30 protein-coding genes are annotated in these 26,144 nt (G+C 63.4%); 25 read left to right on the plus strand and 5 right to left on the minus strand.

Going from position 1 to position 26,144, the window contains the following annotated elements; translation table 11 throughout:
• Positions 1 to 38: 38 nt before the first annotated feature.
• The 6 genes from ABJ363_00435 to ABJ363_00460 all read left to right on the plus strand — a co-directional run bounded on the left by ABJ363_00435 (position 39) and on the right by ABJ363_00460 (position 3,440).
• Positions 39 to 365: a hypothetical protein gene (locus ABJ363_00435; protein MEP4377437.1), complete on the plus strand. Its 327-nt coding sequence runs from the start codon at positions 39 to 41 to the stop codon at positions 363 to 365.
• Positions 355 to 639: an SH3-like domain-containing protein gene (locus ABJ363_00440; GenBank protein MEP4377438.1), complete on the plus strand. Its 285-nt coding sequence runs from the start codon at positions 355 to 357 to the stop codon at positions 637 to 639. Before ABJ363_00435 ends, ABJ363_00440 begins: the two co-directional genes overlap by 11 nt.
• 25 nt (positions 640 to 664) lie before the next feature.
• A complete protein-coding gene (nthA, locus tag ABJ363_00445; protein MEP4377439.1) occupies positions 665 to 1,339 on the plus strand; it encodes a nitrile hydratase subunit alpha in 675 nt (224 codons plus the stop codon).
• Positions 1,340 to 1,343: 4 nt separating this feature from the next.
• Positions 1,344 to 1,535 carry a hypothetical protein gene (locus ABJ363_00450; GenBank protein MEP4377440.1) on the plus strand — a complete coding sequence of 64 codons (192 nt, stop codon included), beginning with the start codon at positions 1,344 to 1,346 and terminating at the stop codon, positions 1,533 to 1,535.
• An 86-nt stretch (positions 1,536 to 1,621) separates the two neighbouring features.
• A complete protein-coding gene (locus ABJ363_00455) occupies positions 1,622 to 3,064 on the plus strand; it encodes a peptidoglycan DD-metalloendopeptidase family protein (GenBank protein MEP4377441.1) in 1,443 nt (480 codons plus the stop codon).
• The gene (locus ABJ363_00460; GenBank protein MEP4377442.1) at positions 3,048 to 3,440 is read left to right on the plus strand and encodes a polymer-forming cytoskeletal protein; all 393 of its coding nucleotides are present in this window, start codon (positions 3,048 to 3,050) and stop codon (positions 3,438 to 3,440) included. The genes ABJ363_00455 and ABJ363_00460 overlap by 17 nt, the downstream gene beginning before the upstream one ends.
• On the opposite strand, the gene ABJ363_00465 is transcribed toward ABJ363_00460, so the two are convergent.
• Genes ABJ363_00465 through ABJ363_00475 form a run of 3 tightly spaced genes read right to left on the minus strand, consistent with a single transcriptional unit; the run spans position 3,437 to position 7,094 of the window.
• Positions 3,437 to 4,417, minus strand: coding sequence for a threonine/serine dehydratase (locus ABJ363_00465; GenBank protein ID MEP4377443.1), 981 nt, complete (start codon positions 4,415 to 4,417; stop codon positions 3,437 to 3,439). The two genes, ABJ363_00460 and ABJ363_00465, sit on opposite strands and share 4 nt — an antisense overlap.
• Positions 4,414 to 5,109, minus strand: a complete 696-nt coding sequence (locus ABJ363_00470) for a haloacid dehalogenase type II (protein ID MEP4377444.1) — start codon at positions 5,107 to 5,109, stop codon at positions 4,414 to 4,416. The genes ABJ363_00465 and ABJ363_00470 overlap by 4 nt, the downstream gene beginning before the upstream one ends.
• Complete coding sequence (locus ABJ363_00475) at positions 5,106 to 7,094, minus strand: lytic transglycosylase domain-containing protein (protein ID MEP4377445.1); 1,989 nt, start codon at positions 7,092 to 7,094, stop codon at positions 5,106 to 5,108. Before ABJ363_00475 ends, ABJ363_00470 begins: the two co-directional genes overlap by 4 nt.
• A 178-nt stretch (positions 7,095 to 7,272) precedes the next feature.
• Here ABJ363_00475 and dapA point away from each other — a divergent pair, with 178 nt between their 5' ends.
• The 10 genes from dapA (at position 7,273) to ABJ363_00525 (ending at position 14,516) form a co-directional block, all read left to right on the plus strand.
• Entirely contained in the window at positions 7,273 to 8,151 is an 879-nt protein-coding gene (gene dapA / locus ABJ363_00480) for a 4-hydroxy-tetrahydrodipicolinate synthase (protein MEP4377446.1), read from the plus strand.
• A gap of 21 nt (positions 8,152 to 8,172) precedes the next feature.
• Complete coding sequence (gene smpB / locus ABJ363_00485; protein MEP4377447.1) at positions 8,173 to 8,649, plus strand: SsrA-binding protein SmpB; 477 nt, start codon at positions 8,173 to 8,175, stop codon at positions 8,647 to 8,649.
• Positions 8,650 to 8,728: 79 nt separating this feature from the next.
• Positions 8,729 to 9,127, plus strand: coding sequence for a MerR family DNA-binding transcriptional regulator (locus ABJ363_00490; protein MEP4377448.1), 399 nt, complete (start codon positions 8,729 to 8,731; stop codon positions 9,125 to 9,127).
• Between the two features lie 60 nt (positions 9,128 to 9,187).
• The gene (locus ABJ363_00495; GenBank protein MEP4377449.1) at positions 9,188 to 10,360 is read left to right on the plus strand and encodes an isovaleryl-CoA dehydrogenase; all 1,173 of its coding nucleotides are present in this window, start codon (positions 9,188 to 9,190) and stop codon (positions 10,358 to 10,360) included.
• Entirely contained in the window at positions 10,360 to 10,767 is a 408-nt protein-coding gene (locus ABJ363_00500) for a RidA family protein (GenBank protein ID MEP4377450.1), read from the plus strand. The genes ABJ363_00495 and ABJ363_00500 overlap by 1 nt, the downstream gene beginning before the upstream one ends.
• Positions 10,767 to 11,417, plus strand: a complete 651-nt coding sequence (locus ABJ363_00505) for an SDR family NAD(P)-dependent oxidoreductase (protein ID MEP4377451.1) — start codon at positions 10,767 to 10,769, stop codon at positions 11,415 to 11,417. Before ABJ363_00500 ends, ABJ363_00505 begins: the two co-directional genes overlap by 1 nt.
• A 4-nt stretch (positions 11,418 to 11,421) precedes the next feature.
• Entirely contained in the window at positions 11,422 to 12,114 is a 693-nt protein-coding gene (locus tag ABJ363_00510; protein MEP4377452.1) for an SDR family NAD(P)-dependent oxidoreductase, read from the plus strand.
• On the plus strand, positions 12,108 to 12,764 hold the full coding sequence (locus tag ABJ363_00515) for a carbonic anhydrase (protein ID MEP4377453.1): 657 nt from the start codon (positions 12,108 to 12,110) through the stop codon (positions 12,762 to 12,764). Before ABJ363_00510 ends, ABJ363_00515 begins: the two co-directional genes overlap by 7 nt.
• 10 nt (positions 12,765 to 12,774) lie before the next feature.
• The gene (locus ABJ363_00520; protein ID MEP4377454.1) at positions 12,775 to 13,887 is read left to right on the plus strand and encodes an acyl-CoA dehydrogenase family protein; all 1,113 of its coding nucleotides are present in this window, start codon (positions 12,775 to 12,777) and stop codon (positions 13,885 to 13,887) included.
• A 29-nt stretch (positions 13,888 to 13,916) separates the two neighbouring features.
• On the plus strand, positions 13,917 to 14,516 hold the full coding sequence (locus tag ABJ363_00525) for a 2-hydroxychromene-2-carboxylate isomerase (GenBank protein MEP4377455.1): 600 nt from the start codon (positions 13,917 to 13,919) through the stop codon (positions 14,514 to 14,516).
• Between the two features lie 5 nt (positions 14,517 to 14,521).
• On the opposite strand, the gene ABJ363_00530 is transcribed toward ABJ363_00525, so the two are convergent.
• Positions 14,522 to 15,490, minus strand: a complete 969-nt coding sequence (locus tag ABJ363_00530) for a threonine dehydratase (GenBank protein MEP4377456.1) — start codon at positions 15,488 to 15,490, stop codon at positions 14,522 to 14,524.
• Between the two features lie 119 nt (positions 15,491 to 15,609).
• On the opposite strand from ABJ363_00530, the gene ABJ363_00535 reads away from it, so the two are divergent.
• From ABJ363_00535 to ABJ363_00575, 9 genes are all read left to right on the plus strand, one after another.
• The gene (locus ABJ363_00535; protein ID MEP4377457.1) at positions 15,610 to 16,410 is read left to right on the plus strand and encodes a metallophosphoesterase; all 801 of its coding nucleotides are present in this window, start codon (positions 15,610 to 15,612) and stop codon (positions 16,408 to 16,410) included.
• 1 nt (position 16,411) lies between these two features.
• The gene (locus ABJ363_00540) at positions 16,412 to 18,019 is read left to right on the plus strand and encodes a carboxyl transferase domain-containing protein (GenBank protein ID MEP4377458.1); all 1,608 of its coding nucleotides are present in this window, start codon (positions 16,412 to 16,414) and stop codon (positions 18,017 to 18,019) included.
• A gap of 2 nt (positions 18,020 to 18,021) precedes the next feature.
• Positions 18,022 to 18,819, plus strand: a complete 798-nt coding sequence (locus ABJ363_00545; protein ID MEP4377459.1) for an enoyl-CoA hydratase/isomerase family protein — start codon at positions 18,022 to 18,024, stop codon at positions 18,817 to 18,819.
• A complete protein-coding gene (locus ABJ363_00550) occupies positions 18,795 to 19,745 on the plus strand; it encodes an ion channel (GenBank protein MEP4377460.1) in 951 nt (316 codons plus the stop codon). The genes ABJ363_00545 and ABJ363_00550 overlap by 25 nt, the downstream gene beginning before the upstream one ends.
• On the plus strand, positions 19,742 to 21,721 hold the full coding sequence (locus tag ABJ363_00555) for an acetyl/propionyl/methylcrotonyl-CoA carboxylase subunit alpha (GenBank protein MEP4377461.1): 1,980 nt from the start codon (positions 19,742 to 19,744) through the stop codon (positions 21,719 to 21,721). Before ABJ363_00550 ends, ABJ363_00555 begins: the two co-directional genes overlap by 4 nt.
• A gap of 1 nt (position 21,722) precedes the next feature.
• Positions 21,723 to 22,625 carry a hydroxymethylglutaryl-CoA lyase gene (locus tag ABJ363_00560; protein MEP4377462.1) on the plus strand — a complete coding sequence of 301 codons (903 nt, stop codon included), beginning with the start codon at positions 21,723 to 21,725 and terminating at the stop codon, positions 22,623 to 22,625.
• Between the two features lie 119 nt (positions 22,626 to 22,744).
• Positions 22,745 to 23,329, plus strand: coding sequence for a response regulator (locus tag ABJ363_00565; GenBank protein MEP4377463.1), 585 nt, complete (start codon positions 22,745 to 22,747; stop codon positions 23,327 to 23,329).
• Positions 23,330 to 23,394: 65 nt separating this feature from the next.
• Positions 23,395 to 23,895: a hypothetical protein gene (locus ABJ363_00570; protein MEP4377464.1), complete on the plus strand. Its 501-nt coding sequence runs from the start codon at positions 23,395 to 23,397 to the stop codon at positions 23,893 to 23,895.
• Positions 23,896 to 23,945: 50 nt separating this feature from the next.
• A complete protein-coding gene (locus ABJ363_00575; protein ID MEP4377465.1) occupies positions 23,946 to 24,386 on the plus strand; it encodes a DUF1489 domain-containing protein in 441 nt (146 codons plus the stop codon).
• A 7-nt stretch (positions 24,387 to 24,393) separates the two neighbouring features.
• Here the strand turns inward: ABJ363_00575 and ABJ363_00580 are convergent, their stop codons facing one another.
• Positions 24,394 to 26,139, minus strand: coding sequence for an iron ABC transporter permease (locus tag ABJ363_00580; protein MEP4377466.1), 1,746 nt, complete (start codon positions 26,137 to 26,139; stop codon positions 24,394 to 24,396).
• Positions 26,140 to 26,144 lie beyond the last annotated feature (5 nt).

Consider the following 26,144-nt stretch of genomic DNA (forward strand, 5'->3'; position numbering starts at 1 on the left):
ACCCTGAAAATGGCGTCCGCACCACGCGGGGGGAGAGAATGCGCGGTCCACAGGATTACGGAGGGATGCCGGCAGGCCCGGTCGATCCCGAAAAGCACGAGCATGTCCCGACCCATTGGGAAAAGACGGTCGATGCGATGATGATGCTGCTGTTCGATCAGCGCCGTCGCCTGGCCCGCGTCGATGAATCGCGGCGCATGCAGGAAGCGCTTGGCGAGGATTATCACAAATATCCTTATTACGAGCGTTGGCTGCAGGCGATCTCCTGGTTGATGCTGGAGAAGGGCGTCTACACCCAGGAGGAACTCGAGGCGAAGCAGGCCGAGGTCCGTGCGCGTCTGGAGGCGGAAGGCCATGGATCCTAGGTTCCAGCCGGGCGACAAGGTCCAGGTGTTGCATCGCGACCAGCCGGGCCATGTACGAACGCCGATGTATGTGCGGGGCAAATCCGGCGTGATCGAACGCATCGTCGGTTCATTTCCCAACCCCGAACTGTTGGCGGTCGGCCATTCGGGGCTGCCCTACAAGATGCTCTACCGTGTGAACTTCCGGCAGGGTGAGCTGTGGGAAGACTATGACGGGGCACCCGACGACACGCTTGAGATCGAAATTTACGAACATTGGCTGGCGCCAGTTTAGGCGCGCGCGGAAAGCGGTGACAATTATGAGCGAAACCCACGATCACTCGCATGATCATTCCCACGACCACCCGACGCATACCCATGACGGCAAACCGATCCAGGAGGATCCGTTGCCGTCGCTCGAGGCGCAGATTCTCGAGGCCGCGGTGCGCGAACTCCTGATCGAAAAGGGGGTCATCTCGTCGGATGATGTGCGCCGCGCAATCGACCAGGTCGAAAGCCGCAATCCGGCGCTCGGCGCCAAGATCGTGGCCCGTGCCTGGGACGATTCCGAGTTCAAGTTGCTGCTCATGTCTGACAGTGACGAGGCGCTGAAGGATTTCGGCATCAACATGAGCCCCATGGAGCTGTGTGTCGTCGAAAATACCGAGGACGTCCACAACATGGTCGTTTGCACCCTGTGTTCCTGCTATCCGCGCCCGGTGCTCGGCATTCCGCCGGCCTGGTACAAGCGCCGCGACTATCGCGCGCGTGCGGTCCGTGAGCCGCGCGCGGTCCTGCGCGAGTTCGGCACGGAGATTCCTGAGAAAAAACAAGTGCGTGTACATGACAGCAACGCCGATTTGCGCTATCTGGTACTGCCGCAGCGCCCGGAAGGCACCGACGGCTGGGATCAGGACAGGCTTGCGCGCCTGGTAACGCGAGACGCCATGATCGGGGTCAGCGATGCGCTGGCTCCGGAGGACCTTGAGGGTTGATTTCATGAAGATCGGACAACGCGCGTTTTGGCTGATTGTTGCCGGTTTGGTGGCGGTGAATTACGCCTATCTCCATGACATTATCTGGCAGTCCCACAGGGGCCTGGTTGTCATGGGGTTGAAGAGTTACGGGCTGGCCATTCTGGGCACGGTTATGATTCTGGCGGGTGTCGTAATGGCCAGGTCTGGCGACTAGTGCGCCGCATCGAATAGGCCGGAAATGAACCCGGCGGGGTAAACAGGACAGGTTCGCCGCTGGACGCGGCGTGGGGGAGTTCACGAGTGATCGCAGCACGAAAGATGCTGGGCAGACTGTTCCCGGAACAGCGCGAACTGATCGTGCGCGCCGGCGGTCGTGTGCGCTATCTGCGGGTCGGCCGGCATGTCCAGGTCGGTGTGGTCACGCTGGTGGCGACAGCGTTTGTCTGGACGGCCTTCTCGACGGCCAAGTTTGCGTCGCACAACAGCATCGTATCGGGTCAGAAAACCCAGATTTCAGAGCTTCGCGACCATAATGCACGGATTGCGCAAGAGCTCGAGCGGGTGCGTGATCGCGTGGATATTCAGCGACGCTCATTGACCGCAACCCAACAAACGACGGTCGATCTCGAAACATCAAACCGGTCCCTGAAGGATGAGATCGGCGCGCTGCAGGGCGCCCTCGATGAGCAAAAGCTGCGGGGCGACGCGCTCGCGCTTTCGTATCTGAGCGAGGTCGAATCAAAGGCGCGGATCGCGGCCGAAGCGGAAAGCCTCACGGTCTCGCGCGAAGAGATGCGGCAGCGGCTCGTCGACCGGGGACAAAAACTTGCAGCGGTCGAGGAGTCACGCCTGGCGCTGGAGACACAACTCGCAGAGTCGCGCGGTGCTCTTGCCGCGCTCAAGTCGGATGTTGTGGCGATCGAAATTGCGCGCGCGGATCTCCAGGCGAACCTCGATGCGAGCGACCAGAAGCTGCGCAGCACAGTGGATGAGAAGCTTGCGGTCGATAACCAGCGACAGGCACTTGGTGAACAGGTCGCGGATTTGTCGGCGCGGCTTGTATCACTGGAGACCGCGCAGGTCGGCATCGTTTCCCGGCTGGGCGAGACTGCCGACCAGGGCGGCGAAGCCCTGCGAAAAACCCTGGACCTGGCCGGACTTGACGTCGACCGTCTGCTGGACCGGATGGCGCGTGCGGCGGGCGAAGGTCGCGGCGTGGGCGGGCCTTTCCTCGCGATCGAGAACAGTCCGGGCGGCGGTCTTGCGCAACAGATTGCGACAGTCGAGCGGCGGATTGACGACCTGCACAGCCTGCAGTCCCTGATGGAACACCTGCCGCTGGCCGCACCGCTCACCGAATATCGCGTGACGAGCAATTTTGGCCGTCGCCTCGACCCATTCACCAAACGCCTGGCGTTTCATTCCGGCATGGACATGGCCAGTCGCCGCAAGGCGCCGGTTCGCGTGACATCACCGGGGGTCGTGACCTTCGTGGGCTGGAAGGGCGGCTTCGGCAAAATGGTCGAGGTCGATCACGGGCTGGGCGTACGCACGCGTTATGGTCACCTGTCGGCGATTTTCGTGAAACGCGGCCAGGAACTGGATTTCCGGGAAAAAGTGGGCCTTATCGGCAGTACGGGTCGGAGTTCGGGCGAACATTTGCACTATGAAATCCTGGTCGATGGACGGCAGAATGATCCGTCGAATTTCATCAAGGCAGGACAGTATGTTTTCAAAAACTGACCGACAGGGTTTGGGCAACGGTGTGCCGTCGATTATCAGCGCAGACTTGAGCGTGTCTGGTGACCTTTCCGGCGATGGCGTGATGCAGATCGATGGAACGGTCAATGGTGATATCCGCTGCGCGGAGGTGACGATCGGGCAGGGTGCCCAGGTATATGGTCAGCTTGAGTGCGACACCGTGCATGTACATGGCACGGTCACCGGCGAAATTCGCGCCCGCGCCGTGAGCCTCTCGTCGACCGCGCGGGTCATTGGCGATATCCAGCATGAAGAGCTTTCGATCGAGGCGGGCGCGTATATGGAAGGCCAGCTTCTGCGCCGCGACGCGCAACAGTCACGGTTGAATCTGGTCGTCGGCGAGCGCGAGAAAGCCTAGCCGATACAGGCGTTGAAAAGCGCCGCGTCCACGTTGCCGCCGGATAGAATGGCGACGATCGTCCGACCCTCCGTTTCGATGTTGTTCGACAATATGGCAGCCAGCGCCACGGCACCCCCGGGTTCCAGCACGAGTTTGAGGGTGCGCCACGCGTAGGCCATGGCCGCGCGCACGTCGTCGTCGTCTACCGCGATGCCCGTTACACCGTGCGCGTGCATGGCGGCGAAGGTCAGGTCACCCGTGCTTGGTGACAGCAGCGCGTCGCAGATGGAGGCCGCGCCGGTCTCGTTCGAAAGACGCTGGCCGGCGGCGAGGGAGCGCATGGCATCGTCGAACCCGGCCGGTTCGACCGCTGTGACCCGGGATGCGGGACAGCGATCCGCCAGCGCGATGGCGATCCCGGACGTCAGCCCGCCGCCGCCGCAACAGACCAGCACTTCATCGGGCGGGGCTTGCAATGCCGCGCATTGCGCGGCGATCTCGAGTCCCACGCTGCCCTGCCCCTCGATGGTCCAGGGGTGATCGAAGGGGGGAACCAGGGTCGCACCGAACTCATCGGCGATGGCCGCGGCGATATCCTCGCGGGATTCGGTCTGGCGATCATATGTGACCACCTCCGCACCATAACCACGCGTGTTGTCGTTCTTGGCGCGGGGCGCGTCGGCGGGCATCACGATCGTCGCGGGAACGCCGAAGATTTCCGCCGCCGCGGCAACACCCTGGGCATGGTTGCCTGACGAATAGGCGACGACCCCGTTCGTGCGGACATCGGACGGAATCTGGGACAGGAAATTATAGGCGCCGCGAAACTTGAACGACCCGGTCCGCTGCAGGGTTTCCGCCTTCAGCAGCACGCGTCCGTTGGTGCGGGCATTGAGGGCGGGGTTCTCGATCAGCGGGGTGCGGACCGCGACGCGGGCCAGTCTTTCTGCCGCCGCCTCGATGCCGGCAAGGGTGGGCCGGGCCTGCGTCGTCATGCCGGGTCGAGACCCAGAATGGTGGGCAGCGGTGCCAGTGTGTCCAGGATGATTTCGGGCTTCGCGGGGAGATGTTCCACCGGCTGGCCGTAGCGGTTCACCCAGACGACACGGAAGCCGAACGCGCCGGCCCCGGCGGCGTCCCAGCCGTTCGACGACATGAAGCAGATATTTCCCGCGGCCACGCCCAGCCGGTCGACCGCCAGCCGATACACGCGCGGGTCGGGCTTGTAGACACCGACCTCCTCGACGCTCAGCACGGCGTCGAGCAAGGCGTCGATTCCCGACGCGGCGGCCGCCGCGTTCAACATATCCGGGGATCCGTTCGACAGGATCGCGGTCTTCATCCCCGCGGCCTTGAGGCGAGTCAGCGTGTCCGTCACTTCGGCGAAGGTGTCGAGCTCACGGTAAAGCGCCATCAGGCGTTCGTGCAGATCGGGATTGTCGATCCGTGTCGCAGCCAGGGCAAAATCCAAGGCCTCGCCGGTGACCTGCCAGAAATCCGCATGGGTCCCCATCAGGCTGCGCAGCCAAGTGTATTGCAGTTGTTTCTGACGCCAGATTTCCGAAAGGGTCTCGGCACTGTCGCCGATCTCCTCGCGGCAATGCATGACGGCGGAATTGAAGTCGAGCAGCGTGCCATACGCGTCGAAAACGCAAGCCTCGATAGCGTCGATATGCTGATCGGTCATTGGCTTTTCAGCGCGCTGAAGATCGGGTTGGCGCCGGTCTCGGCGAGTTGCGTATCGCTCAGGAGATGGCGGTACACGGGCACGGATTCGAGAACGCGCTGGACGTAGTTGCGGGTCTCGCTGAAGGGGATTGTCTCGATCCAGTCGAGCATGTCGATTTCGCCGGTCCGCGGATCTCCATATTCGCGCACCCAGCGAACGACCCGGTGTGGCCCGGCATTGTAGGCGGCGAGCGCGAGGGGCGACGAACCGTCGAACCGCTCCAGCATCTGCTCCAGATAGCCGCCGCCGAGGCGGATGTTGTAGCCGGGATCGGTAAGCAGCCGCGACCGGCTATAGGGCTCGGACAGGCCCTTGGCGATTTGTTTGGCGGTGGCCGGCATCAATTGCATCATGCCCCGCGCGCCCGCCCGGCTGATGGCGGTCCGGTCGAAGCCGCTTTCCTGCCGGATCACCGACAGCACCAGTGCGTCTTCGAGCGGCGTATCCGCCTCGCGTTTCGGGAGGGGCCATAGCGGATAGCCTGCCGCACCGATAATGTTATCGAGTTGATTGGCGCGTTTTGCGGCCCGTACGGCCTCGCGGGGCCTGTCGGCCTCATGGGCAAGCTGGGCGACGAGCAGGCGTTCGTCGGCGGTTTTTGCCTGGCCGGAAAGCTGCAAAAGGAATGTCCGCAGGCTGGCGTCGGCGCCCAGCGCATGCAGGCGCTGCACCAGGACAACAAGCTCGTGCGAGACAAAGGCCTCGCGGATAGCCGGATCGGACGGCCGTGCAAACGCGATCCGCGGCGCCGGCGACCCGAGCGACAGCAGCGCCTGCTGGCCATAGAAGGTCGATGGATGCTCGGCGGCTCGCTGCCACCATTCGCGCGCATGTTCATGCTCGCCACGCGCGTCCGCGGCGCGGCCTTTCCAGAACGCGCCGCGTGCCCGGCTAATCGGGTATCGCACGCCTTCATACAGGGTGGCGAAATGGTCCTCGGCGGTGTTTGGTGCGCCCAGGAACGAAAGTTGTATCCAGCCGGCGAGAAACTCCGATTCCGCGAAGGCGGCACCCGAGGACAGGCCGTGGCCTGTCACCAGTCGCGCGGCTTCGGAGTAATGCCCGTCCGCAAGGGCGCGCCGCGCAAGGATCTGGCTCTCTGCTGCCCATTTATGCGGATGGGGGCGCAAGCCCGTAAGTTCGAACAGGATGTCGCGCGCGTCAATATCCTTGCCTTTGCGGCGGCGCCAGCGCAGGCGCTCGAACCAGAGTTCCGGCGCGTCACGCATCGCCTCCGGTACCCGCGCGATCGCACCGTCTACCCCGCCGCTTCTGCGCAGCAAGGCGATGCGGGCCCGGCCCAATGCGGCTGTGGCCGGGTCTACACGACGCAACATGCGCTGCGCGGCGCCATGATTCTGCGTCCAGATCAGATGGTCGAGCCGGGCGCGGTGATCGTCCTTGCCGAGATATGCACCGTGGCGTTTAAGCAGCGCGGTTTCCGTATGCCGGTCGATGCCGAGTGTGCGCCAGTAACGCGGGGTCAGTTCGGCGAGGCGGTCGCGTTCGCCGTTCGTGCGCAGCGCGTCGAGATGGGCCAGCGCGCCGGCCCCCGAGATGGGCGGGTGCGCGTCGAACCATTCACGAACGGCCGCGCCGGTGACTGTCTCGTCGATGGCCGCCTCGGCATTGCGGCGCAATTCACGCGCGCGCGGCCAGTCCGGGTTCGCGGCGAGGAATGCCGTGATTTCGGCGAAACTGCTTTTCCCGGCGGCGCGCTGATGGTCGAGCCAGGCGGCGTATTTGGCGATGAGAGGTTCGACGCCCCGGTCGCGGTACAGGCGCACCGCCGGCCAGTTTTCCTTTTCCGCGGCGGCGATCAGGTCGCGGGCGTTTTTATCCGACGCATAGGCGGGCCCGATATATCCGCTCGTCACACCCCATGCGAGCGCGACCGCAGTGAACAGGGCAAATATGCATCGGTTGGCGGGTCGAACAAACACGTGCAGATCCAGGGTGATTCTCAGGCCTGCGAGTGTAGGGATACCGCTTGCACCTGACCAGTATCGTATCGATCCGCAGAGTTGGTTCGCGCGGTTTGCGCCTTGTTCGGGCACAGCCGAGCCGTTATCTTCCGCGCGAATATCCGCACGTTCCGCAATTCGCGGGCAGGAGGGCGATATGTTCAAGGGATCGATGACCGCACTGATTACGCCGTTCCGCGACGGCAAGGTCGACGAGAAAGCATATCAGGGTCTTGTCGAGTGGCAGATCGACGAGGGCACCGACGGCGTGATTCCGGTCGGAACGACTGGGGAATCGCCCACCTTGAGCCATGGTGAGCATGAACGCGTCGTCGAGATGTGCGTTGAGGCCGCAGCCGGTCGTGTCCCCGTGATCGCGGGTGCGGGTTCCAATTCGACCGCGGAATGTGTCCGCCTGACCGAGCATGCGAAGACCGCAGGCGCGGATGCGGCTCTGATCGTGACGCCCTATTACAACAAGCCGTCGCAGGATGGCCTGTATGCGCATTTCAAGACTGTCGCCGATGCCGTCGATATTCCGATCATCATCTACAACATCCCGCCCCGTTCGGTGATCGACATGTCCACCGCGACCATGGCGCGGCTGGCGAAGGACTGCCCGAACATCATCGGTGTGAAGGATGCGACGGCCGACCTGACCCGGCCGCTGGCGATGCGCCAGGAGATCGGCGAGGATTTCTGCATGTTGTCCGGCGAAGATGCGACGGTCATGTCGTTCCTGGCCAATGGTGGGGACGGCTGTATCTCCGTCACCTCCAATGCCGCTCCGCGCGCGTGTGCCGAGATGCATGACGCGTGGCAGGCCGGCGATGCGAAGGCTGCGATGGCGATCAACGCCCGCCTGTTCCCGCTGCATTCCGCGTTGTTCGTCGAGCCGAACCCGGTGCCGGTCAAGTATGCGGCCTCGCTGCTCGAGAAATGCACGATGGATGTCCGCCTGCCGCTGACGCCGGCGAACGAGAACACCCAGAAGCTGGTCCGCGACGCGATGGTGTCGGCGGGGCTGCTCAACTAGCGGCGCGGTATCGCAGGATCGATGGCCGGAAAAAAACACGCGCCGCCAGGCACGATCGCCGCGCAGAATCGCAAGGCGCGCCATGACTATTCGATCGAGGACAATATCGAGACCGGGCTCGTCCTGACGGGACCCGAGGTAAAATCCCTGCGCGAAGGCAAGGGCAGCCTCGTGGATGCCTGGGCCGGCGAGCGCGACGACGAGTTGTGGATGTTCAACTGCTACATCCCGAAATACGCCCCGGCGAAAAATTTACCCCATGAGGAACGCCGGCCGCGCAAATTGCTGGTGAACCGTCGCGAGATGGACCGCTTGTTTGCGGAGATCCATCGCGACGGCGTGACCCTCGTGCCGCTCTCGATCTATTTCAACAAACGTGGCATCGCCAAGGTCGATCTCGGCATCGCATCGGGCAAGCGCAAATACGACAAGCGTCAGGCTGAGAAGCAGCGCGACTGGGACCGTCAGAAGGCCCGTCTACTTCGCGACCACGGTTAAATGACTATGAAACAAGGGGTTGTGCAGGTTTTTTGTCGCCGCTCTTGACTAACGTTTACGTTAACGTAAACTATTGGGTATGGAGCAGACATTCTCGATATCCGACCTCGCGCAGGAGTTCGACATCACCCCGCGGACCATTCGTCACTACGAGGCGGAGGGGTTGATCAAGCCGGACCGAGACGGCCAGCGACGCATCTATTCCGGACGCGATCGGGTGCGCCTCGCGCTTGTGCTCCGCGGCAAACGGCTGGGTTTCTCGCTGGCCGAGGCGAAGGAGATCATCGACCTCTATGCCGCCCCACAGGGCGAGGCCTTCCAGCTTCGGACCCTGCTGGAGAAACTCGACGAGAAACGCGGGTTGCTGGAAGACAAGCACCGTGACCTGGATGCGGCGATCTCGAACATGGACAAGTATGCGGCCCGTTGCCGGGACCGCCTGGCGGAGCTCGAGTCCCGCCGGGAGGCGGCGGAGTAAAATTCCCGCTATTGTCTGAAAACATTGGGGGCGGCGAACCCGCCCGGGTGGAGGCGACACATGATTCCCAACGAGTATCCGAGCCTGAGTTTCGATTTGGGCGATACCGCCGACATGCTGCGCGATTCGGTACGCAGCTTCGCATCCGACAGGATTGCGCCGCGCGCGGAAGCCATCGACAGGGACAACGAGTTCCCGATCGATCTCTGGCCCGAGATGGGCGAACTCGGCCTGCACGGCATTACGGTAGATGAGGCATATGGCGGGTCGAACCTCGGCTATCTGGAACATTGCGTGGCGATGGAGGAGGTCAGCCGCGCGTCGGCGTCGGTCGGCCTGTCCTACGGCGCCCACTCGAATCTTTGCGTCAACCAGATTCACCGCAACGGCAGCGACGCGCAAAAGGCCCGCTATCTGCCCGATCTTGTCTCCGGCAAGCATGTGGGCGCGCTGGCGATGAGCGAGCCGGGTGCCGGCTCCGACGTGGTCGGCATGCGCACCCGGGCCGAAAAGAAGGGTGATCGGTACATCCTCAACGGCACCAAGATGTGGATCACCAACGGGCCGGTGTCCGAGACCTATGTAATCTATGCCAAGACCGACCCCGACGCCGGCCCCCGGGGAATGACGGCCTTCATCGTCGAGCGCGGCTTCAAGGGATTCTCCACGGCACAGAAGCTGGACAAGCTGGGCATGCGCGGGTCCGACACCTGCGAACTGATATTCGAGGATTGCGAAGTACCCGAGGAGAACGTGCTGGGTGAGGTCGGCAAGGGTGTCAACGTCCTGATGTCCGGCCTCGACTATGAGCGCGCGGTCCTCGCCGCCGGGCCGCTGGGCATCATGCAGGCCTGCATGGATATCGTCGTGCCGTATGTCCATGAACGTGAACAGTTCGGCCAGCCAATCGGCACGTTTCAGTTGATGCAGGGCAAACTGGCCGACATGTATGTCACCATGAACGCCTGCAAGGCCTATGTGTATGCCGTCGCGCAGGCGTGTGATCGGGGCGAGACAACCCGCAAGGATGCCGCCGGCGCCATTCTGTACGCCGGTGAGAAGGCGACCTGGATGGCGCTCGAGGCGATCCAGACGCTGGGCGGCAACGGCTACGTCAACGAATTCCCGACCGGTCGTCTGCTGCGCGATGCCAAGCTCTACGAGATCGGCGCGGGCACGTCGGAGATCCGGCGTATGCTGATCGGCCGCGAACTTTTCGACGAGACGGCCTGATGCGCCGTATTTCCACCAATTCCAAATTCGAAAAAGCCGTTGGCTATTCCCGCGCGGTCGTCGACGACGACTATGTCCACGTCTCCGGTACGACCGGTTTCGACTACGAGACGATGGAGATATCCGACGATGTGGTCGCGCAGGCCCATCAGGCGTTCGGCAATATCGCGCGCACGCTTGCCGCGGCGCGTGTTTCCTTCGCCGATCTGGTGCGGGTGACCTACTACATCGCCGACGCCGATGACTACGAGGCGCTGATGCCAGTCTTCAAGCAGTATCTCGGACCCAACCCGCCCGCGGCCACGGCGCTAATAGCGCAGCTGATCGATCCACGTATCAAGATCGAGATCGAGGCGACCGCGCGGCGCCCGGGCCCGAACCGCGGCATGCCCCAGGGAGAAGAGTGATGGCGTCGGTCGTGATCATCGGCGCGAGCCGGGGTATCGGCCTGGCATTCGCGCAAGGGTTTGCCGCGGATGGCTGGGAGGTTCATGCGACGACCCGGACGCCGGACAGCCCGGGCGAACTGGGTGCGGTCGGCGGCGATGTGTCCCTTTACAGTCTCGATGTCCGGAACACGGAGCAGATCGCGGCGCTCGGGCACGCGTTTGAAGGCAGATCCATCGATCTGCTGATCCACAGTGCCGGCGTCCTGCGCGGCGTGGACCGCGACGAGATGATGGCGGTCAACGCCGACGCGCCGTTCAACGTGGTCGGCGCGTTGTTCGATGCGGTGACGCGTGGCGAACACAAGAAAATCGCGATTCTGACCAGTCAGATGGGCGCGCGCCATGGCGGCGGCACCCCGTCGAGCCCCTATGGGGAATCGAAGTGCATCCTCAATGACAGGTTCCGGGAGATCGAGCCCGTATGGCGTGCAGCAGGCGTGACATCGGTCGTGTTCCATCCGGGCTGGGTGGCGACCGAAATGGGCGGCAGCGGTGCGCCGGTGAGCATCGATGAGAGCGTCACCGGGATGCGCCGGGTGATCGCGGGACTTTCGCCCGCCGACAGTGGCAAGTTTCTGACATGGAAGGGAACCGAGCATCCGTGGTGAATGAATGCACGAACATACCGGGTCGGATATGACGACCGTCGCGGTCATCGGCGCAAGCCGGGGCATCGGCCTTGAACTCGTACGCCAGTATGCGGCTGACGGTTGCCGGGTTCATGCCACCACGCGCACGCCGGGTGCGCCCGGTGAATTGGGTGCCGTCGGCGGCGATGTCCGTCTGCATCGGCTCGACGTGGTCGATGATGAACAAATAGACGCGTTGGCCGGCGCATTGTCCGGTGAGCCGATCGATATCCTGATCCATAATGCCGGTATCAACGCCGGGCGGGGCGCGGGCGATGCGGAGACCACCGCGCGTTCCATGCGGATCAACGCCGAGGCGCCCATCGCCACAGTCGCGGCCCTGCTCGACAGCGTGGCGGCGAGCGACGAGAAAAAGGTCGCCGTCATGTCGAGCGTTCAGGGGTCGGGGCAATCTCGCGCGGGAAGTCCGGATTTGTATGGCGACAGCAAGCGTGAACTGAACAAGCGGTTCCGTGCGATCGAGCCCGATTGGCGCGCGCGCGGCGTCACCGCCGTGGCACTACATCCGGGGTATGTGCGCACCGACATGACCGGCGCGCACGCATCGCTTTCACCCGACGAAAGCGTTCGCGGCATTCGCAATGTATTGGCCGGATTGATTGTGAAGGACAGCGGCCGGTTTCTGGATTATCGAGGTAAAAACGTCGCATGGTAGAATCTGTTCATCGCCTGATCGCCGGGTTCAAGGGCTTCCGCGCGCGCTACTACGAGCAGCGCCCCGAGCGGATGAAGGAGCTGGCGGAGCAAGGCCAACACCCTGACGTGTTGCTCATCGCATGTGCGGACTCTCGCATCGATCCGGCGCTGTTGTTCGACAGCGAGCCGGGCGAATTGTTCGTTGTACGAAACGTTGCGAACCTGGTTCCCCCCTACGGCCCCGACGAAAATCCACACGGCACCAGCTCGGCGATCGAGTTTGCGGTACGCGACCTCGGCGTTCGCCACATCGTCATTCTCGGGCATTCTGCCTGCGGCGGTATCCAGGCGCTTCGTGCCACCAGTGCCGGCGAGGAGTTTCCGCGCGATTTCATCGCACCCTGGATGCAGATCGCGGCGGATGCCTGCCCGTGCGATGCCGACGGAAACGTGCCGGACCAGGAAACCGTGGAGCATTCCTGCATCCGGGTTTCCCTGAATAACCTTATGACCTTTCCGTGGATCACGGAGAGGATCGACGCCGGCGATCTGCTGCTGCATGGCTGGTGGGTCGACCTGCAGGCCGGGCGGTTGTGCGCTGTCGATCACAAGGGCGACGGCATTCGCGATCTCGTAGCCGGGGAGGGAGAGCTCGGCGTTGCTGACTGACGTACAGGTCATGGTCCGCGACATGGCGCGGAGCTTCGCGGCCGAACAGCTCGCGCCGAACGCGGCTGCGTGGGACCGGGACTCCCACTATCCGGCAGGCGCCGTGCGCGGCATGGCCGAGCTCGGCTTGCTGGGCATGGTCGTGCCAGAGGAATGGGGTGGTTCCGGTGCCGACACGCTCACCCATGCGCTGGCGATTGAGGAGATCTCGGCCGGTGACGGCGCCTGTTCGACGATCATGGCGGTGCATAATTCGGTCGCCTGTTTGCCGGTCCTCAATTTCGGCAGCGACGAACAAAAGGAGCGTTTCCTGCGCCCGCTGGCGACCGGCGCGATGCTGGGCGCATTTGCGCTGACCGAGCCGGGCGCGGGATCGGACGCCGGTGCGATCCGGACCCGGGCCGAGAAGCGCGGCAACAAATATGTGCTCAACGGTACCAAGCAGTTCATCACCTCGGGCAAGAATGCCGACGTGGCGATCGTTTTCGCCAAGACCGACCCCGAGGCGGGCGGCAAGGGCATGAGCGCCTTCATCGTGCCGACGGACACACCCGGTTACCGGGTCGCGTCGGTCGAGGCCAAAATGGGCCAGCGGGCCTCGGACACCTGCCAGCTCGTATTCGAGGACATGGAGCTGACGCCGGATCTGCTGCTCGGAGAGGAGGGGCAGGGTTACCGGATCGCGCTCTCCAATCTCGAGGGCGGGCGCATCGGCATAGCGGCCCAGGCCATCGGCATGGCACGGGCGGCCTATGAACATGCGCTGGCCTACGCAAAGGAACGCGAGACCTTCGGCCAACCGATCATTGAGCATCAGGCCGTGATCTTCCGGCTGGCGGACATGCGAACCAAACTCGAGGCGGCGCGCCAGCTCACCCACAACGCCGCGCGGATGCGCGATGCGGGCAAACCCTGCCTGACCGAGGCGGCAATGGCCAAACTCTATGCGTCGGAAATCGCGGAACAGGTCTGCTCCGACGCGATCCAGATTCACGGCGGTTACGGCTACCTGCAGGACTTCCCGGTCGAGCGCATCTATCGCGACGTCCGGGTCACGAAAATCTATGAAGGCACCAGCGATATCCAGCGGCTGATCATCGGCCGCGATATCGCGGCGGCCTGACGAAACAATCCGAGAGGGGAGCAAACAGTATGTCCGACGCACCGGTCGAGTTCTTTTTCGACTTCAACAGCCCGTACGGCTACATCGCGGCCCACAAGATCGGCGATATCGCGGTGAAGCATGGTCGCACCGTCGATTGGAAACCTTTCCTGCTGGGAGCCGTCTTCAAGGTGACGGGCGCGCAGCCGCTGCCTCATGTTCCGATGAAGGGAGACTACGCGAAGCATGATTTTGCCCGCTCGGCGCGGTTTCACGAGGTGACCTACAACCCGCCGGAGAGCTTCCCTTTCTCGCCTGTCGCGGCTTCGCGCGCCGTCTATTGGGCGAAGGCCGACGGCAAGGCCGGAGAGATGACACTGGCGCTCTATAATGCGGCGCTCGGCGAAGGCCTGGACATCGCCGCGCCGGATGCGGTTGTTGCCGTGGCGGCGAAGGCGGGTTTCGATGGCGACGCCGTGGCGGCGGGTATCCAGGACCCGGCGATCAAGGAAGCGCTCAAGACCGCGACCGACGAGGCCATCTCGCGGGAGATTTTCGGCTCGCCGTTCATGGTCGTGGACGGCGAAGCCTTCTGGGGCGCCGACCGGCTCGACATGGTCGAACGCTGGCTCGAGACCGGCGGCTGGTAGGCGGCTCAATCGGTGGAGATGATGTCCTGGTAGACCGCGCGATCGATATTCCCGCCCGACAGCACGACCCCGACGGTCCGGCCGGCCATGGCGTCACGTTCCTGGATCAGTGCGGCGAGTGCGGCAGCACCCGCACCCTCGGCCAGGTTATGGGTGGCGGTGTAGTAGAGCCGGATCGCGGCCTTGATCTCGTTCTCGCTGACGGTGACGACACGCGACGCGTATTTACAGATGATCGGCACCGCGTCGGCGGCGGGCACCCGGCAGGCGAGTCCGTCAGCAAACGTGTCGGCGCTGTTGGTCGAGACGGCTTCGCCCTTGGCAAACGACAGCGCATAGGCGGGCGCGTTCTCCGCGACCACGCCGACGATCTCCGTATTCAGGCCGAGTGCTTCCCGCGCGGCGATGCAGCCCGTGATCCCGGAACCAAGGCCAATTGGCACATACAGAGTCTCGATATCCGGCGCGGCGGCGAGCAGCTCCATCCCGTAGGTTGCCACACCATGGGCGAGCGCGACGTCGAAGGACGGAACCATCTCGAGACCGTGTTCGTCGGCCAGCCCCTCTGTGTATTCGAGTGCGGCCTGAAAATCATGGCCGTGGACGACCAGTTCCGCGCCGAAGGCCTGCATGGCCGCGTTCTTCTCGAGCGAGTTGCCCTCGGGCACGACGATCACCGCATCGATGCCGTTGGTCCGCGCGCCGTAGGCGATCGATTGCCCGTGGTTGCCGCGTGTCGCCGCGATCACACCCTTGATGCCGGGCTTCTGCGCGCGCAGGTTGGCCATATGCACCAGCCCGCCGCGCACCTTGAAGGCGCCGGTGGGCGTGTGGTTCTCATGCTTCACCCAGACATTCGCGCCGGTCGCCGCGGCGAGCAGGGGCCAGGCATATTGCGGGGTCGAGGACATCGCCGCATACACCGTCCCGGCGGCAGCCTCGATCTCGGATTTGGTCGGCAATTCTGCGGCCACTCTGGATTCTCCTCACGTCGGCCCAACACGGCCCGTATGGCACCGCGACCGAATGAGCGCGGGCTGTGAGTTTATATTACTGGATATTGCTTGGCGCGTTCGCCGCCGGATTGCTGATGATGGGCTGGGCGGTGTTTGTCGAGCCGCGTCTGTTGATCGTTCGGGAGGTCAGCGTTGAGAGCGTTAGTTGGCCCCGCGACCGGCCACCGTTGCGAATCGCGCTGGTCGCAGACCTGCATGTCGGCAGCCCATTCAATGACCTCGATCGGGTGGACAAGATCGTTGATGCGGTCAACGCGGCTTATCCGCAAATTGTGCTGTTGCTCGGGGATTACGTTTCGGTCTGCGTTGTGGGGGGGCGAGCGGTTTCACCGGAGCTCATTGCGCCGCGTCTGTCCCGGCTCCACGCGGAGATCGCTATTGTGGCGGTGCTCGGCAATGCGGATTGGCTGTTTGACGGGGAGCGGATCCGGCGCGCCTTTGCGGAATCAGGCATCCCAGTTCTTGAGAACGCGGTCACCAGCCTCGATACCGAACATGGTCCTGTTGCCCTTGCCGGGATTGCCGACGATTCCACCCGAACCCCTGATGTCGCCGGAACACTTGCAACCGTGCCGGACAATCAGCCTGTGATTGTGGCCGCCCATGATCCCGCGACATTCCTTGAAGTTCCGTCCACCGTTGTCGCAACTTTCGCCGGGCACACCCACGGGGGGCAGGTGTCTTTGCCATTTATCGGCGCGCTGAGAGTTCCCGGCCGCGCGCCGCGGGCTTGGGCGCATGGACATGTGTTGGCGGGCAAATGCCGGATGTATGTCAGCGCCGGTTTGGGAACGAGTTTTCTGCCGATGCGTTTCAATATGCCGCCCGCCATTGAAATCGTCACGCTGCGGTCCGCCGCGATCATGGAGCAGGTTTGATATGACCGTATTGAACTCCAGCCTAGACACCCGATCCGAATTATTCGTGGAAAACACCGCGGCGATGGATGCCGCCGTGGACGATCTGCGCGCGAAGGTCGGGCAGATCGAGCAGGGCGGCGGCGAAAAGTCCCGCGCCCGGCATCTGAGCCGGGGCAAGCTGTTGCCCCGTGATCGGATCGATACGCTGCTGGACGGAGGCGCGCCCTTCCTGGAATTCTCCCAGTTCGCCGGGTGGGAGATGTATGAAGACAACATCCCCGCCGGCGGCATCCTGACCGGCATCGGGCGCGTATCGGGCCGCGAATGCGTGATCGTTGTGAATGACGCGACAGTCAAGGGCGGGACGTATTTTCCGATCACCGTGAAGAAGCATCTTCGTGCCCAGGAGATCGCCCGCCAGAACAACCTTCCGTGCATCTATCTGGTCGATTCCGGGGGCGCCAACCTGCCGCAGCAGGACGATGTATTCCCCGACCGCGAACATTTCGGACGGATTTTCTACAATCAGGCGACCATGTCGTCGGCGGGCATTCCGCAGATCGCCGCGGTGATGGGCTCTTGCACGGCGGGCGGTGCCTATGTGCCGGCCATGTCGGACGAGGCGATCATCGTCAAGGATCAGGGCACCATATTTCTGGCCGGGCCACCGCTTGTGAAGGCGGCCACCGGGGAAATCGTCTCGGCCGAAGACCTCGGCGGGGCCGATGTCCATACGCGAATCAGCGGTGTCGCCGACCACCTGGCCGAGGACGATACACACGCGCTGTCGCAGGTGCGCCAGATCGTCGCCAACCTGAACCGGCCCAAGCATGTGGACCTGGAACTGACCGAACCGCGCGACCCGCTTTATTCGGCGGAAGAGTTGTATGGCGTCGTGAACGCCGATATCCGCAAACCTTATGACGTGCGTGAAGTGATCGCCCGCATCGTCGACGGCAGCGAATTCGACGAGTTCAAGCCGCGTTACGGCGAGACGCTGGTCACAGGCATCGCCCATATTCACGGCTACCCGGCGGGGATCATCGCGAACAACGGCATTCTCTTCTCGGAATCGGCCCAGAAGGGCGCGCATTTCATCGAGCTGTGCAGCCAGAGGGGCATTCCGCTGGTCTTCCTGCAGAACATCTCGGGTTTCATGGTCGGGCAGAAATACGAGGCCGGCGGCATCGCCAAGGACGGCGCGAAGATGGTGATGGCCGTTGCCTGCGCCAACGTGCCCAAGTTCACGGTCATCATCGGCGGCAGCTTCGGGGCGGGCAATTACGGCATGTGCGGCCGCGCCTACGGCCCGCGGTTTCTTTGGATGTGGCCGAACGCGCGCATCTCGGTGATGGGCGGTCCCCAGGCGGCGAATGTGCTGGCCCAGGTGACGCGCGATAATATCGAGGGCCGCGGCGAGACCTGGTCCGACGATGACGAGGCGGCTTTCAAGCGGCCGATCGAGGAACAATATGAGACCCAGGGTCACCCCTATTACGCCAGCGCGCGGTTGTGGGACGACGGGATCATCGACCCCGCGGATACGCGGCGCGTGCTGGGGCTGGGCCTGTCGGCGGCGCTGAACGCACCGATTGAGGAAACGCGTTTCGGCGTGTTCAGGATGTGACCATGAGTGAGAATTCGATCAATGTGAATGTCGCCGGCGGGGTTGCCCGGGTCACCATGGCCCGCCCGGACAAGCACAATGCGTTCGATGACGTGCTGATCACGGACCTGACCGATGCGTTCGAGGCTGTCGGCCGGGATGGCGCGGTGCGGGTGGTTGTGCTGGAGGGCGAGGGCAAGAGCTTTTCTGCCGGGGCGGACCTCGGTTGGATGCAGCGGATGGCCGACTATTCGGCGGCCGAGAACCTCGCCGATGCGCGCAAGCTGGCGGGCATGGTTCGCACACTTAACGAGTTGCCGCGTCCGACGATCGCCCGGGTTCAGGGGGCGGCATTCGGTGGCGGGGTCGGGCTGGTGGCGGCCTGCGATATCGCATTGGCATCCCAGGCGGCCAGTTTCTGTTTGTCGGAAGCCAGGCTGGGGCTGATCCCGTCGGTCATCAGCCCCTATGTGGTCGAGGCGATCGGCGCGCGCGCGGCGCGGCGCTATTTCCAGACGGCCGAGCGGTTTGATGCCGAGACAGCCCATGTGCTGGGACTGGTTCACGAGGTGGTGCCCCGCGAGCGGCTCGATGGGCGGATAGATGAGTTGATCGGTGTTCTGCTCGACAACGGACCCGCGGCGATGGCGGCGTCGAAGGAATTGATCCGCAGGGTCGCGTCGGGACCGGTCGATGACGCTATGGTCGAGTATACCGCTCAGCGCATCGCCGACATCCGCGCGACCGCTGAAGGACGCGAGGGCGTGCAAGCCTTTCTGGAGAAACGGGGGCCGAATTGGCGGACGACGACAAAAGCGTAAGCGTCGGGATCAGCCATCAGGGCTGGCTGAGCGCGGTCGGATTTTCCGCCGTCATCGTGTTGCTGGTGGCGGTGGGTGTCACCGATTTCTTCGGGCTGCACACGATCATCATTCTCGGTGCCGTCTTCGGTGCGGTGGGCCTGTTTCTGTGGATGTTCCCGGGCAGCCGCTTCTTCGTGCTGGCGTTTGCAAACTCATTGGCGATCTACACGAGCGTCTATTCCTTCCTGCAGCTGACCAATTTTGCGGGTGCGGAGACGTGGGCGATTGCCGTTGGCTATCTTGTACCGATCTTTGTTTTCATGGCCGCCGTCGCCTTGAATCGAAACAATATCCATCAGCTTTCGCGGGTCGAGGAGTTGCGGCGGGCGCATCTGTCGGGCCGTAAATTCCTCTGGACCCTGCCGATCTTCGCAATCGCCGCGGCAACATTTGCGTTGCCCCGTCTCGGTTTTGAGGGGGGCACAATCAGCCTGGTGCTTGTGGGGTCGATGGGGGTCATCGCCCTCCTTGTGGCGGGGGTCAGTCGGCAAATTTGCCTGTTCCTGATCGACACCGGGCTGCTGTTCGATCAGTTCTTCGTGCGGACCGGCCGTCTATTCCGGCCGGCCTTCGCATTTTTTACCCTCTATTCGTTCATCGTGATTGTGTTCGCGATGATATTTCGGATCATGGACCGCCTCGCGGCGGAGCCCATTTTCTTCGTCGAGGGTGCGCGGTCCGCCATCAGTTTTTCCGATGGCCTGTATTTTTCACTCATCACCATGTCCACGGTCGGCTATGGCGATATCACGCCGGCGGGCGAAGCCGTGCGGGTTGTGGCGGCAATCGAAGTGATGTTCGGAATTCTGCTGTTCCTGTTCGGGTTCGCCGAAATCATGCGTTACGTCCGCGAAGCGGACGGCAAATCCGGAGCAGATCAATGATCGAACGCCTGTTGATCGCCAACCGTGGTGAAATCGCGGTTCGTGTTGCGCGCACGGCGCAACGCATGGGCATTCACGTGATCGCGGTCTACTCCGACACGGATGTGTCCGCGATGCATGTCGCCGTGGCGGATGAGGCCGTGCGCATCGGCCCCGATGCGGCGGCGGAGAGCTACCTGAACATCGATGCCGTGATCAAGGCGGCACGCAGCACCGGCGCCGATGCGATCCATCCCGGCTACGGGTTCCTGTCGGAAAATGCGGATTTTGCCGATGCCTGTGTGGCGGCGGGCATCCGGCTGGTCGGGCCGAGCGCCGCGGCGATGCGTGCGATGGGCGACAAGGCGGCCTCGAAGGACGTGATGTCCAAAGCGGATGTGCCATTGGTGCCCGGCTATCACGGCGCGGACCAGGACCTCGCGACCCTGGCGGCCGAGGCCGTGAAAATCGGCTTTCCGGTTCTGATCAAGGCATCCGCCGGTGGCGGCGGGCGGGGCATGCGGATCGTCGAGAATCCGGGAGGGTTCGATGAGGCGCTCGCCGCGGCGCAACGCGAAGCGCGTGGTGCTTTCGGCAATGACCGCGTGTTGATCGAGAAATACCTGACGACGCCCCGGCATATCGAGGTTCAGGTTTTCGGCGACGATCACGGTCATGTGGTGCACCTGTTCGAGCGTGATTGCTCGTTGCAGCGTCGCTATCAGAAGGTGGTGGAAGAGGCACCGGCGCCGGGGATGTCCGAAGAACGCCGGGGGGAGATCGGTGCCGCCGCGGTCGCCGCGGCGCGGGCCATCGATTATTCGGGCGCGGGTACGGTCGAGTTTATCGTCGACGCGGCGAATGGCGGCGCCAACGGGCCGTTCTATTTCATGGAAATGAACACCCGTCTGCAGGTCGAGCATCCCGTCACCGAGTTCATCACGGGGCTGGATCTCGTCGAGTGGCAACTGCGTGTCGCCGATGGCGAGGCGTTACCGCTGGGGCAGGGTGATATCAGGCTGAACGGTCACGCGATCGAGGCGCGGCTCTATGCCGAAGACCCGGAGCGCGATTTTCTGCCTTCCCCCGGCCATGTCGTTGCGTTCGATGCGCCGGAGATGGGGCCCTCGGTGCGCATCGACACGGGTGTCGCGACGGGCGACGACATTGCGGTTTCCTACGACCCGATGATTGCCAAGATCATTGCTCATGGCGCCGACCGGGAGGCCGCGATCTCGGCGCTTGACCGGGTGTTGGCCCAGCTTGCTTGTGTCGGGCCGGTGACCAATCAGGCTTTCCTGCGCCGGGCGATCACGCATCCTGCGTTTGTCGCCGGCACGGTGGATACGAGTTTCATCGACCGGCACCGCGACGCGCTTATCCCGTCTCGTGACGGCGTGCCCGATGATGCGCTCGCGGCGGTCGTGACGCGACTCCTCGCGCAACGCCGGACCGACGCTTTGGCGCGGGCCGTCGCGCGCGGCGAGGCGAATTCGCCCTGGGCGGCATCTGACAGCTGGCGCACCAACCTTCTGAATTCGGAGACACTTCTGTTTCGCGATGGCGAGACGGAAATTTCGGTTGCCGTTGTTCATGACGCGGAACGGGTCTCGCTGACATTGCCCAACGGGCAGGTCATCGATGCGCAGATCGGGCACGGCGGCTGGTCTGCTTATCTGTCCGGCAACCTTTTCTTCGCCGTTGCGGAAGGTACGCAGTTGCGGCTCGAGCGTGTCGTTGCGGTCGACGAGGCATCGGAACGGGCGGGTGCATCGGGCGGGCTGAACGCGCCGATGCCGGGTAAGGTCGTCCGGGTGATGGTCGCGGCGGGTGACCGCGTCAGCCGGGGGCAAGCCCTCATGGTGCTTGAAGCGATGAAGATGGAACATGCCATCACCGCACCGGGTGATGGCGAGGTGGCAGTCGTGTTTTTTGCCGAGGGCGATCAGGTGCCCGAAGGTGCGGAACTGTTGCAACTCGAACCCCTGGATGGCTGAGATGACGCGACCGAACAGGGTGGAGATTGTCGATGTGGGGCCGCGCGACGGGCTGCAGGCGGAGCCGGGCATGGTCTCGACGGCAGACAAGATCACACTGATCGACATGCTTTCGGATGCCGCGGTTCCGGCGATCGAGGCCGGCGCTTTTGTATCGCCGAAATGGGTGCCGCAGATGGCCGATGCGGCGGAGGTTCTGGCCGGCATACGGCGCCGGCCGGGAACGCGTTACCCGGTGCTTGTGCCCAATGCGCGAGGCCTGGAGGGCGCAATGGCGGCCGGGGTCGAGGAAATTGCGATTTTCGGCGCCGCCTCGGAGACGTTTTCCCAGAAAAACATCAATTGCTCGATCGACGAGAGCCTTGAGCGGTTCCGCCCCGTGGCCGCCGCCGCGCTGGCGGCCGGGATGAAAGTGCGCGGCTATATCTCCTGCGTGCTCGGCTGTCCCTATGAAGGCGATGTGGCGATTGAGAATGTGGTGCGTGTCGCCCGGGCGCTGGACGACATGTCGTGCTACGAGATCAGCCTGGGCGACACCATCGGAGTCGGCACGCCGACGCGCGCGCGGGCCATGGTGGACGCGGTTTCGGCGGTTGTGCCGGTTGCGCGGCTCGCCCTGCATTTCCACGACACCTATGGCCAGGCGCTCGCGAACATCTTGTCCTGTCTCGATGCCGGCGTCGCGACAGTGGATTCCGCTGTTGCCGGTTTGGGAGGATGCCCGTACGCGCCTGGCGCTTCGGGAAATGTCGCCACGGAAGACGTGGTCTATATGCTGCATGGCATGGGAATCGAAACCGGCGTGGATATGGCGAAACTGGTGGATGCCGGGCAGTTCATCTGCGATGTGCTTGGGCGCGCGCCGACTTCGAAGGCCGCGCAGGCGTTCCGCGCGAATAGGTAGAATCCCGGATTAAAGACGCTGATCTAAACCTTTCGGTAACCAGTGGATTCTAGTCTGGTTCTGCACCGGCGACTGCCCGATGCGCCCCTATCCCGTTTGGGTATCCAGAGGAATTTCCCGTGAGCTACCAGCTCGAAGGCCTGCGCATACTGATCATCGACGACAACGCCCACATACGGCAGTTGTTGCGGACGATCCTCTATGCCGTCGGTATTCGGGCCATTGATGTCGCCGAGGATGGCGTGACGGGGTTCGATTCATTCTGCCGGCTCGAATATGACCTCGTTTTCACCGACTATGAGATGGAGCCGATCAGCGGCCTCGATCTGGTCGATATGATCCGGACATCGCGCAAGAGCCCCAATCCCTATGTGCCGGTCATCATGATCTCGTCATACTCGGATGGAGAGCGTGTCCAGAGCGCGCGTGACCGTGGTGTGACGGAGTTCCTGGCAAAGCCGTTTACGGTCGATGTTCTGATGTCGCGCCTGGAATCGGTGATTGAGGAGCCGCGGCCGTTTGTGCGTACCGATAGCTATTTCGGTCCCGACCGGCGCCGAAAACAGGATCCCCGTTATTCCGGACCCGAACGCCGGACGGCTGACCTTGAAAAGGTCGATGTTTCGGTTCGTGATCTGTCCAAGCAGCAGCGTGAAGCGCTTCAGGCTAGCCAGGCCAACGCAACCAAGATTGCCAGCGACTAACCTTCCCTTAACCTGACTTCGATAATTTGTGATGACGTGAAGTTCGTCGCAACGATGGGGCTGTCATGGCTGAGGAAAGCCACCAAAACGGTGCGTATCAGTTGATCACGCCGCCCAACCTTCTGAAAGCGAAGGTGGGCAAGGGTGGCATGGGCGGTATTGACCCTGACCTGATAAAGCATGCCGAGACGGTGATCGGCGCGATGGGTGACGAGTTCGCGGAAACGGTGTCAAACGAGATTCTGCGCGTGCTGGAACTGGCGATGGACCTGGAGGCGGCGCCCGACGAGGCCGAGAGCGTCATGAAAAAGGTCCGAAAGGTCGCAAACGAACTTCGCGGCCAGGGTGGCACATATGGCTATGACCTGATTTCCGATGTCTCCGATTGCCTCTTTCGCTATACGGACCGCCTTTCGAGCGCTGCCGAATTGAACCCGGATGTGCTGCGCGCGCATGCGGACGCCATGCGCGCCGTGGTCAAGAATGATGTCCGCGGGGATGGTGGTCAGGTGGGGATCGATCTTGTCGAATCCCTCAAGGCGCTCGTTGCGCGCATGACGGGTTAACCACAGGCCACCCAGTTCACCTGTGTGGGGGCCGCTGCTATTGTGCGGCCATGTCCGTTCATCTTGTAAAGCTCGCTGTTGGCATCGATTCCATCGACCATCTGCGCGAACGTCAGAAACAACGCATCGCTGATCGCAAGGCCGCCGGAGACGGGCCGGTATTGCGCATTCTCACCCGCAACACGCCGCGGCGTGGCGACGAACTGTTGGCCGATGATGGGTCGCTCTACTGGGTGATCAAGGGCCGAATTCTGGTGCGCCAGAAGATCATCGCGATCGAGCCGGCCACGGCCGCGGACGGAACACCGCGCTGTGCGATACATCTTGAGCGCAAGCTCATTCGCGTCCAGTCGAAACGCTCCCGCCCGTTCCAGGGCTGGCGCTATCTGGAGCCGGAGAATGCGCCGTCGGATCTGCCGGCCGGTGCGGCAGCCGAACGGGAGCCGCCGCCGGAGATGGCGGCTGAACTGCGCGAGCTCGGCCTGATCTGAACACGTCCTATGACGGGATGGTTGGCGGCACCGGCGGCGCGGGTGTCGGCAGGGCGTCTGCTACGGCGAGTCTGCCCTCGCGTGTGCCGGGGCGCGACTGGCGCAATGCCCGGCTCAGGATGATGACGGGCAGAATCCCGGCAAGCACAATCGTCAGCGCCGACAGGGCGCTCTGTTCCAGAAGTTCGTCCGATGCGAACTGATAGACATGGGTCGCCAGCGTGTCGAAGTTGAACGGTCTCAGGATGAGGGTCGCGGGCAACTCTTTCATGGAATCGACGAAAACGATGGTGCCGGCGGCGATCAGGCTGCCGCGCACGAGGGGCAGGTGGATGCGCCACAGGGTGCGCCCCGGCCCGGCCCCGAGGCTGCGGGCGGCCATGTCCATGGTGGGGCGAATCTTGCCGAGGCTGGCTTCGACGGCGCCGAATCCCACCGCGAGAAACCTCACCACGTAGGCGAATACCAGGGCGAAGATCGTGCCGCTCAGGATCAGCCCGGTCGACACGCCGAACATGTCGCGTGCGATGGCGTCGATCGCGTTGTCGAGGCGTGCGAAGGGGATCAGTACGCCCACGGCGAGCACGGCGCCCGGCACCGCATAGCCGAGCAGGGCGATGCGTGACAGGACGCCGAATCCGCGCCCCGAGAGGCGCCTGCCATAGGCCAGGAATACCGCGATGGAGACGGCGAAGAGCGCGGCCGTCGCGGACAGGGTCAGGCTGTTGCGCGCGAACGCGAAGAAGGCCTGATTCCAGGATTCGTCGAAGAATATGATGGCGTGGCGCAGCAGGACACCGGCGGGGATCAGGAAGCCGAGGACGATCGGCACGGCGCAGACGAGGAATGCGGCCACCATGCGGGCGCCATGCAGGCGCACGCGCGGCGATGTCTGGTAGCGTGAGGATGTGTGGTGATATTGGCGGCCATGTCGCCCGATGCGCTCCAGCGTGATCAACAGGACCACGAATCCGAGCATCACCAGCGCGATCTGTGCCGCGCCGCCCGCATTGCCCATGCCGAGCCAGACATTGAACACGGCGACGGTCAGCGTGTTGACGGCGAAATAGTCAACGGTGCCGAAATCCGCCAGCGTTTCCATCATGGCCAGTGCGATCCCGACGACGATGGCGGGGCGGGCCAGCGGAAGGGCGACTGTGAGGAAGGTCTGCCAGGGCCCGCGGCCGAGCGTGCGGCTTACTTCGAGGACGCTCGAGGATTGCTCGTGAAAGGCCGCGCGGGCGAGCAGATAAACATACGGATAAAGGACGAAGGACATGACGAAGATCGCGCCGCCCATGGAGCGGATTTCCGGAAACCAGTAGTCGCGCGAGGTCTGCCATCCGAACAGATCGCGCAACAGTCCCTGTACCGGCCCGGCGAATTCGAGGATGTCCGTGTACACGAAGGCCACGATATAGGCCGGCACCGCGAGCGGCAGGAGCATGGCCCACTCGAACAGCCGGCGACCGGGAAAATCACAGGTGCTGACCAGCCACGCCGATGCGGTGCCGATGAGAAACACGCCGATGCCGTTCCCGAACATCAAAACGAGCGTGTTCCAGCTGTGCCGGGGCAGGACCGTCGACACGAGATGGGGCCAGATATTCTCGGTCGGGAACAGGGCGATCCAGGCAATCGCAATGAGCGGGGCGGCCACGATGAGTGCGACCAGCAGGCCACCCAGAATCCACACGCGCCCCTGGGTGGGGCGCGTGTTTGACGACAGGGAGGAGAGGGTCGTCACGGACATGGGTG

Source organism: Alphaproteobacteria bacterium (genome assembly GCA_039980135.1).
GTDB lineage: Bacteria > Pseudomonadota > Alphaproteobacteria > UBA6615 > UBA6615 > UBA8079.